General features: G+C 36.1%; 7 protein-coding genes. All 7 read right to left on the reverse strand.

What is annotated here, in order from left to right:
- Window positions 1-1376: 1376 nt before the first annotated feature.
- Window positions 1377-1676: a hypothetical protein gene (locus AAC084_RS21040; protein WP_339842264.1), complete on the reverse strand. Its 300-nt coding sequence runs from the start codon at window positions 1674-1676 to the stop codon at window positions 1377-1379.
- Between the two features lie 58 nt (window positions 1677-1734).
- Complete coding sequence (locus tag AAC084_RS21045; protein WP_339842265.1) at window positions 1735-3741, reverse strand: heavy metal translocating P-type ATPase; 2007 nt, start codon at window positions 3739-3741, stop codon at window positions 1735-1737.
- Between the two features lie 13 nt (window positions 3742-3754).
- Window positions 3755-4099, reverse strand: a complete 345-nt coding sequence (locus tag AAC084_RS21050; protein WP_339842268.1) for a DUF3703 domain-containing protein — start codon at window positions 4097-4099, stop codon at window positions 3755-3757.
- Between the two features lie 67 nt (window positions 4100-4166).
- Window positions 4167-4583, reverse strand: coding sequence for a transcriptional repressor (locus AAC084_RS21055; protein WP_215996451.1), 417 nt, complete (start codon window positions 4581-4583; stop codon window positions 4167-4169).
- Window positions 4584-4587: 4 nt separating this feature from the next.
- Window positions 4588-4926, reverse strand: a complete 339-nt coding sequence (locus AAC084_RS21060) for a P-II family nitrogen regulator (RefSeq protein WP_339842269.1) — start codon at window positions 4924-4926, stop codon at window positions 4588-4590.
- 23 nt (window positions 4927-4949) lie between these two features.
- Window positions 4950-6167, reverse strand: a complete 1218-nt coding sequence (locus AAC084_RS21065; RefSeq protein WP_339842266.1) for an efflux RND transporter periplasmic adaptor subunit — start codon at window positions 6165-6167, stop codon at window positions 4950-4952.
- Between the two features lie 17 nt (window positions 6168-6184).
- A partial coding sequence (locus AAC084_RS21070) for an efflux RND transporter permease subunit (protein ID WP_339842267.1) occupies window positions 6185-7707 on the reverse strand: 1523 nt, incomplete at its 5' end.

Raw genomic sequence — 7707 nt, forward strand, 5'->3', positions numbered from 1 at the left:
AAAGTGTAAACGATGTTTCTATAACTTTGTAAAGGATGTTTGTATATCGTACCTATTTAACTCTTTCGAATAGCATAGAATTATTGTGACAAGTCGATGTGCAAATTATATAAGATTAGAAGAAGAAAAAAACCGTATGGATCAATTCAACAAAAGAATTTGTAGGGCCCGTGTTTGCTAAACAATACTGAAAAATCGATACTACTGTTAAGGTAGTAACATTTACAAAAAAAACTAAGCAGAAATTTAAATCTTATACCTGGCAATCAGATTAGTCTGTTAAGGATTCGGGACTTGCAGCACTAAACTTTGTTTTTCGCGAAAATCTCAAAAAAAAGAGGTCCTACGTCCTTTGTCGACAAAAAAATAATGTGGCCAAATTACCTTCTGGCGGTTTTTTATTTGTTGCTAAAGTAAATATATGGCAAGTAAACAGAAAACAAACGATTATTTACGGTCTAGCCACAAGCAAAACCTTTTGTATTTTGTTTTACTTATTTTTTCTTAAAAGTCAAATTTTAAATATTTCCCTATGGGGGTAATCTAAGATTTTGGCGATGTTCATAAAAGCATTGTACTTTCGTAAACCACCGAACGCCCTATTTGTTATATGCCTTGTTACTACACGTTTTCATTTATTATCAATTTTATTAATAACGTAATCTAATTGACTATCTTTTCCCATGATTAAATTTTGGACCGTAGGCGAAATTCCTTAATCTGATTGGATACTTATTTTTTAATAGGTATCCAACCACAGGCCAATAATGTTTATAAAAGTAGAACCAGAAATTTTACAAAAATATAACCTAAATAATGATATTCTTGAAGTTTCTACCATTAGAATTACATAGGAAACATTAAGATTCTATCCAAAAAAAGGGATGCTAAAAATAGTAATCCGTTTAAAGAGGAACTTATCATTATAAATATGGAAGATATTGAATGATATCAGAAATAATAATTTGCTTAGTTGAAATCGTAGAATAAAACAATTAAGATATATCACTCTCAATTATAGACCTAATTTTTCAATAACCCATTAGTTATTTTGATATATTTATAACATTATAAATTCACAAATTGTCAACTTGAATAGCAGATATATATATGTTCTCTTCTTTGTATGTACAGTTCTAATCTATTAGTATTTAAAAAATTAAGTTTATTTTCTACTATTGGAATGCCACCCCGTATTTCGCTTTAATTTTCTATATTTGACTTAAGAGATTATTCATTCGCCACTTTTTAAAAATAATGTCGATAACAAATCGACAACAGAAAAAATAAAATTTCGCAGAACCCGTTGTATTCAGGCATTTCTAATAAAAGTTTTGAATCCAGTCGAGGTAACTAATAACAAAGCCCTGCAAATTTTATGATTTGCAGGGCTTTTTGGTTTTAAACATCTCATTTGAATTGATTTGAACTGGCAACAAATAGGCAGCAGAAATTTCAATCGACAGCAATTGCTGTTGATTGAATAAAGCTTGTAGCATTTTAAAAGGTAATGTTGTTTGGATAAAATACGCTACTTCTTCTGACAAGACTCCTGGCATTTTTAAGCTTGTGAAGGTGGATGGGGTTTGGAAGGCTACGGCTACGAGGATTGGTGAGAAAGTGCCTTCATAAGTCACATAAATATTTCTATAATATTTTCTCACTTCAAATATCATACTACGTTTCAAACTGTTATCGACAAAAAGCAATGCACTTACCTATTTAAACTTGCATTTATTTTTTATAGCCCAACAACCTTAGCGCATTGATAACAACTATTAATGTTGAACCTTCATGAATAGCCACGGCTACACCAATACTAGCCCAACTCATTATCGTCGCAGGGATTAACAGCGCTACTACCCCCAAACTAACCCATAAATTTTGCTTAATAACTGACTTCGCTTTTCTACTCAAGCCAATTGCAAATGGAAGCGTTTCTAATTTATCCGCCATTAGGGCTATATCTGCCGTTTCTAACGCCACATCGCTACCGGCTGCACCCATTGCAATACCTACAGTGCTGTTTGCCATTGCTGGAGCGTCATTAACACCATCGCCTATCATTGCCAGTTTATTTTCCTGTCGTGCAAGATTTTTGATGGCCTCTACCTTTTCTTCTGGAAGCAGACTTCCAAGAGCTTCTGTCAATCCAATTTCCCTAGCTACGGCATCTGCCACTTTCTGATTATCACCAGTTAGCATTATCATTTTTTTGATGCCTAGTTTCTTTAATTGGGCAAGGGTTTCCTTGGCTTTTTTCCGAGGAGTATCCATTAGTCCGAGCATACCTATAAATTCATCGCCCCTTTTTATTAGCATTGTGGTCTTTCCTTCCCCTTCAAGTCCTCTTACCTTTTCCGATACTTCGCTAGGAACGCCTTTATCAATATCTTCAAAAAGTTCTAAATTACCTATGTAGATGATATTTCCTTGATAGTTAGCTTTTATACCCTTTCCCTGAACGGCTTCCAAATCATCTGCATCTGGAATCTTAAGGTCTTTACCTAGTTTTTTCATCCCATCCCTTACAACAGCCTTCGCCAAAGGATGATCACTTAATTCCTCAACGGCAACAGCAATTCTCAACAGTTCTTTTTCTTCAATATCCCCAAAACTTTGAACGTCAGTAAGCTTTGGTTTTCCTTCCGTTAGGGTTCCAGTTTTATCAAAGGCTAAAGCGGTAAGTTCTCCCAAATCTTCTAATGGTCGACCACCCTTTATCAAAACTCCGCCACGTGCAGCCCTGGCCACTCCACTTAATACAGCAGAAGGTGTAGAAATTGCGAGAGCGCAAGGGCTTGCCGCTACTAGTACTGCTAAAGAACGGTAAAGACTTTCACTCCAAGTTTCGTCAATAACCAAAAAAGCAAAATTCAGTGCTATTACTAGTATGATTACTGCCGGTACATAATACCTCTCAAACTTATCAGTCAATAATTGTGTGGGCGATTTTTGATTCTGAGCCTCTTGAACCATTGTAACTAAACGATTTAATGTAGAATCTTTTGCCGCTTTAATAACTTTTATTTCAAGGGTATTGTTACCATTGATAGTTCCTGAAAATACACGGTTCTCAGCAGGTATATCACTTTTTGAGGTGTACTCTTTTTCAGGATTTTCAATCGGTAATTTATCTACTGGGACACTTTCCCCTGTAATGGGAGACTGGTCTACACTACTATTTCCTTTTACAATAACGCCATCGGCAGATATTTTGATGTTGGGGCGTACCACGATAATATCGCCAACCTTTAGCTCTTCAACACCCACTTCAACAGTATCGCCATCTTTCTTTAATAATGCGGTTTTAGGCGCGAGATCGGTCAATGCCGCAATGGACTTTTTTGCCTTTCCCATGGCATAGTTTTCCAAAGCGTGACCCAGGCTAAAAAGAAATAGTAACAAAGCTCCTTCCGCCCATTCACCCAAATAAGCAGCACCCGCAGCAGCCACTAGCATCAAGAAATCAATTTCAAATTCGCCCTTAGCAATTTTTGTAATAGCCTCTTTTAGGGTAAAATATCCTCCAAAAATGTAAGACAAAATATAGAGTACGAATGGAATGCTTTCTGAAACCTCAGTAAACTTTTCTATGAGAAATCCCGTAATTAAAGTTACCCCACTTAATACTGCGAAATAAAGTTCGGTGTTCTTTCCGAAAATTCCGTCGTGATTATGATTGTCATCATCATCATCGTGATTATGCTCCTTAGCTGTTTCTGTAGTTATTTTTTTCATGCTTTCTTATTTATTACTTTGTATGAAATAGTGCGTTTATATTCTCAGGAATGATCATTCTTTTTAATGGTGGCACATTGGCGCCTCCTGTATTGCCAATAGGTACATGATTAATAAATGATTTCCAACCACCAACAAGCAATCTTATAATTTGACCAAATACTTCCTTGCTGTTTTTTTGCATTAATCCAAACTTTAGCATTAACCAATGTGAATAGGTGTGTTCAATCGGATAAGATTGACCTATAATGTGAATTCTTTCTAAATGATGCCATGCATTTGGGTAATCCTCTTTAGCTAGTAATTCTTTATACCTACTAATTTCTTTATAATAAGCATATTTTAGGTTTTTTTTAATTTAAACTTTAACCTCATTATTTTTTTTAAATTGCAATAATTCTTTAAAAGGGTTTGTCCTAAGTGCTCTATTGTCTGCCGCATTTATCGCAAACACCTTTTACAACTAAATTCACGTTCTCCGCATTAAAACCATTCGGTAAATTAATGTGCGGTATTTTGTGTTCTGTTAAACAAACAGTTTCATTACAATTGTTACAATGGAAATGCAGGTGTAAATCGTTTTCCATTTCACAAAGGCAATTCGCTTCACACATGGCATATTTTGTAATTCCTGTACCATCATCAATTTGATGAGCAATATTACTTTCAACAAAGGTTTTTAATGTGCGGTATAAGGTGGTCCTATCAGAATTATCAAAATATGCTTCAATATTGGATAAACTAACAGCTACTTTTTTACCTATGAGAAATTGTAAAACCAACAGGCGCATAGCCGTTGGTTTTACGTAATTGTTCTCCAATATTTGTTCTAAATTTTCCATCCTACTATAAATTATAGCGCATTAAAGAATCTCCTGTTTTAATTTGAAAGGCATCCTCTATATCGGCTATATAAATAATGCCATCCCCAGGTTCTTCGGTTTTGCCATTTTTTAAAATTAGTGCAATGGCTGCTTGAGCTTCTTCATTTTTGCAGACCAGTTCTAACTTAACCACTGGACTATCGGTAATATGAAAATCCAAGGAAGGTCTCGCACCTTTAGTCTTGAATGCGCCAGTTCCTTCGGCTTGTGAAAGTGTCATACTTTTAAACCCATTCTCACTTAGTGCTTCAATGACTCTTTGGATACGGTTCGGTTTTATAAATGCTTTTATTTCTTTTATACTTATATTATAATTTAATGAATTTAGTCATCGTGGCCCAATTCGCTTTTTATCATTTCTGATGATAACGTGTATGCTCCTTTAGTGACCACTTTTACCTCTTGGGCAATTTCTGCAGGAAGATTGATTTCAACATATCCTAAATCTGTAATTCCAACGTTAACGGGAATCATTTTAAACTTCAATTTGTTTTCTTCCTTTTTCTCGTCTTGATCCAAAATAAATACATATGATTGTTCACCTTCTCTGACAATTGCCTCTTCAGGGACTGCAAATGCCATTTTTTCATCCTGCACAATCCTTCCTTCTACATACATTCCTGGAAGTAACTCTTTATCTTCATTATGAACGTCGGCATGCACGTGTAATGCTTTTGCGTCGCTTTCAAAAGTTTTACCAATAGCGTGAATTTCCGCCTTTAGCAATTGCTCTGGTTTGGCAGCTACCGTAAAGTAAATTTCCTGTCCTACCTTTACTTTTCTTATGTCTTTTTCATACACCTTAAAATCGGCATGAATTTCTGAATTATCACTAACAGTGAACATTTTGGTTTGTGGTGCTACGAAATCACCAAGACTTACCATAACTTCATCAACATAACCAGTAATGGGCGTTGTAATTGGAACCGACGAGAATATTTGTCCTTGAATGACCTTATCTGTATTGATGCCCAAGAGTCTCAACTTTGAGCGCAAACCATTGACGCTCGATGTAGTGGAACGAAATTTTGATTGTGCCATTTGAAATTCCCTGCCAGAGGATACTCCTTTATCATATAGGGTTTGTTTACGTTCATAATCCTGTTTTAAGAATAAGAGCTCATCATTCTTTTCTTGAAATTCCTGTTGCATCGAAATAATGTCTGGATGTTCCAAGTATGCCAATACTTGACCCTTGTTCACTTTATCGCCTTCGATAACGTTGATAGAACGAACATTGCCACCCACAAAAGGACTGATGTTTGCTCTATCCTGTGGAAAAAGTTCAAGTTGACCTGTAACTTTTATTGTGTTCCCCAAACTCCTTTTCTCCAAGGGTTTCATTTCAAGACCAATGGTTTCGACTTGTTGGTTTGTAAGTTCTACAACTCCCTTTTCTTCATTATGGCCTTCTTCGCCTTGTTCCATTTTTTCTGCAGATGCATTATCGTCATTGTGACCTGAACCTGAATCTGCTTTATTGTTGCAACCTATCAATAAAAAGGTTGCTAATGCTATACTGATAATAGATATATGTTTCATTTCTCTTTCCTTTAATATTATAGATTGCCCAACTGGTATTGTACCTCAATGGCTTGTTGGTTATATTGACTGATATATTGTAAATGGTTCTGTTTTATTTTGATGGCACTGTTGAGAATCGTGATGTAATTGACGTAATCTATTTCGCCTTCTTTAGAAGCCAACTGCGCTGTGGTAATTTGTTCTTCTGCCAACAATAGTGCGCCTTCTTCGTAATATTGCAAAATCTTCTTTGTTTTTTCGAGTGATTTGGTCAATTGTGAAACACGACTTTCTGTAACCGCTTTTTGCTCCAAATATTGATTCTCCGCTACCATTGCATCTGCTTTGGCCGCTTTGACCCTCGATTTTTGTGGAAAAAACCATAATGGAACATTAATACCAGCCTGATAGGTATTAAACCCTGAAACATCATCGACAATTTGTCTGCCATACGATAAACTGAATTTAGGTAGGAATTGCGATTTTTCAACGCCAACATTTGCTTTACTCACTTCTGCATTTTGCAAGGCATATTGCAACATTGGGTTGTTTGCCACCGAAGTTGAATCCATTGTCGCCATAAAATCCAATGGCTTATAAAAATCATCTACCGTTTCGATGGTTTCATCGGTTCCCAAATATTGTTTTAAAGCACGCTTGGCAATTTCAATATTATCATAGGCCTGTTGTTTTAAAACCTGAATCTGTTGAAATTCGGAAGAGGCTGCCATAAATTCCAACTTGCCAGTTTCTCCAGTATCATAACGAAGTTGAGCAGCGGTTTTAAAGTTTGCGTAAATACTATCCAACTGTTCCGCAAAGAGTAATTGTGCCTTGTAGTAATTTATTTGGTCATACGCTTGCATTACATTACGCACGAGCTGTTGCTCATTGACTACATAAAATTTTTCTCCCAAAATAATACGCTCTTTGTAAAATTTGGATTTAGAAAATCCGGAAAGCAAATCGATATTGCCCTGTTGCATACCAACTGTTGTCTGTACTCCAGGAAGATTATTACCATATTCTTCTTTGCTCGTGAATACTTGGGTACTACCAAGGTCAAAACTTGTTCCTTTTAGTGCCTTTTCCCGTTCAATAAACGCCTGACTTTCCTTAAGCGAGGGATAATTCTGTTTTGCCAAAGCAACAGCCTCATTTACTGTTAAGACTTTTGACATTGTTGCATCTGGATTGGTGTGTTGGGCAAAAGCATTTCCAGAAGCCATCAAACCGCCAACCATCAATAATACGGTGACAATATTGGTTGATTTGTTGACATAAGTTACACCTCCATCAGTATTGTTTATTTCCTTTCTCGATTCGAGCCAATAATATAATACAGGAAGTACAACAAGCGTTAAAAATGTTGCTGTTATCAATCCACCAATAACCACCGTTGCCAATGGTCGTTGCACTTCTGCACCTCCAGAGGTAGAAATCGCCATTGGAATAAAGCCCATAATGGCCGCCGTTGCCGTAAGCAAAATTGGACGTAAGCGTTCGTGCGTTGCCTCGTATATTCGTTTTTTTAAGTCTGTCATTCCACTTTCTTTTA

Origin of the sequence: uncultured Maribacter sp., assembly GCF_963977385.1 — a bacterium.
In the GTDB taxonomy this organism is placed as follows: Bacteria; Bacteroidota; Bacteroidia; order Flavobacteriales; family Flavobacteriaceae; genus Maribacter.

Bases quoted from the DNA above. Each gene is read 5' to 3' on its own strand.
- AAC084_RS21040 (WP_339842264.1), bottom strand. From the start codon at position 1,676: ATGATATTTGAAGTGAGAAAATATTATAGAAATATTTATGTGACTTAT.
- AAC084_RS21045 (WP_339842265.1), bottom strand. From the start codon at position 3,741: ATGAAAAAAATAACTACAGAAACAGCTAAGGAGCATAATCACGATGAT.
- AAC084_RS21055 (WP_215996451.1), bottom strand. From the start codon at position 4,583: ATGGAAAATTTAGAACAAATATTGGAGAACAATTACGTAAAACCAACG.
- AAC084_RS21065 (WP_339842266.1), bottom strand. From the start codon at position 6,167: ATGAAACATATATCTATTATCAGTATAGCATTAGCAACCTTTTTATTG.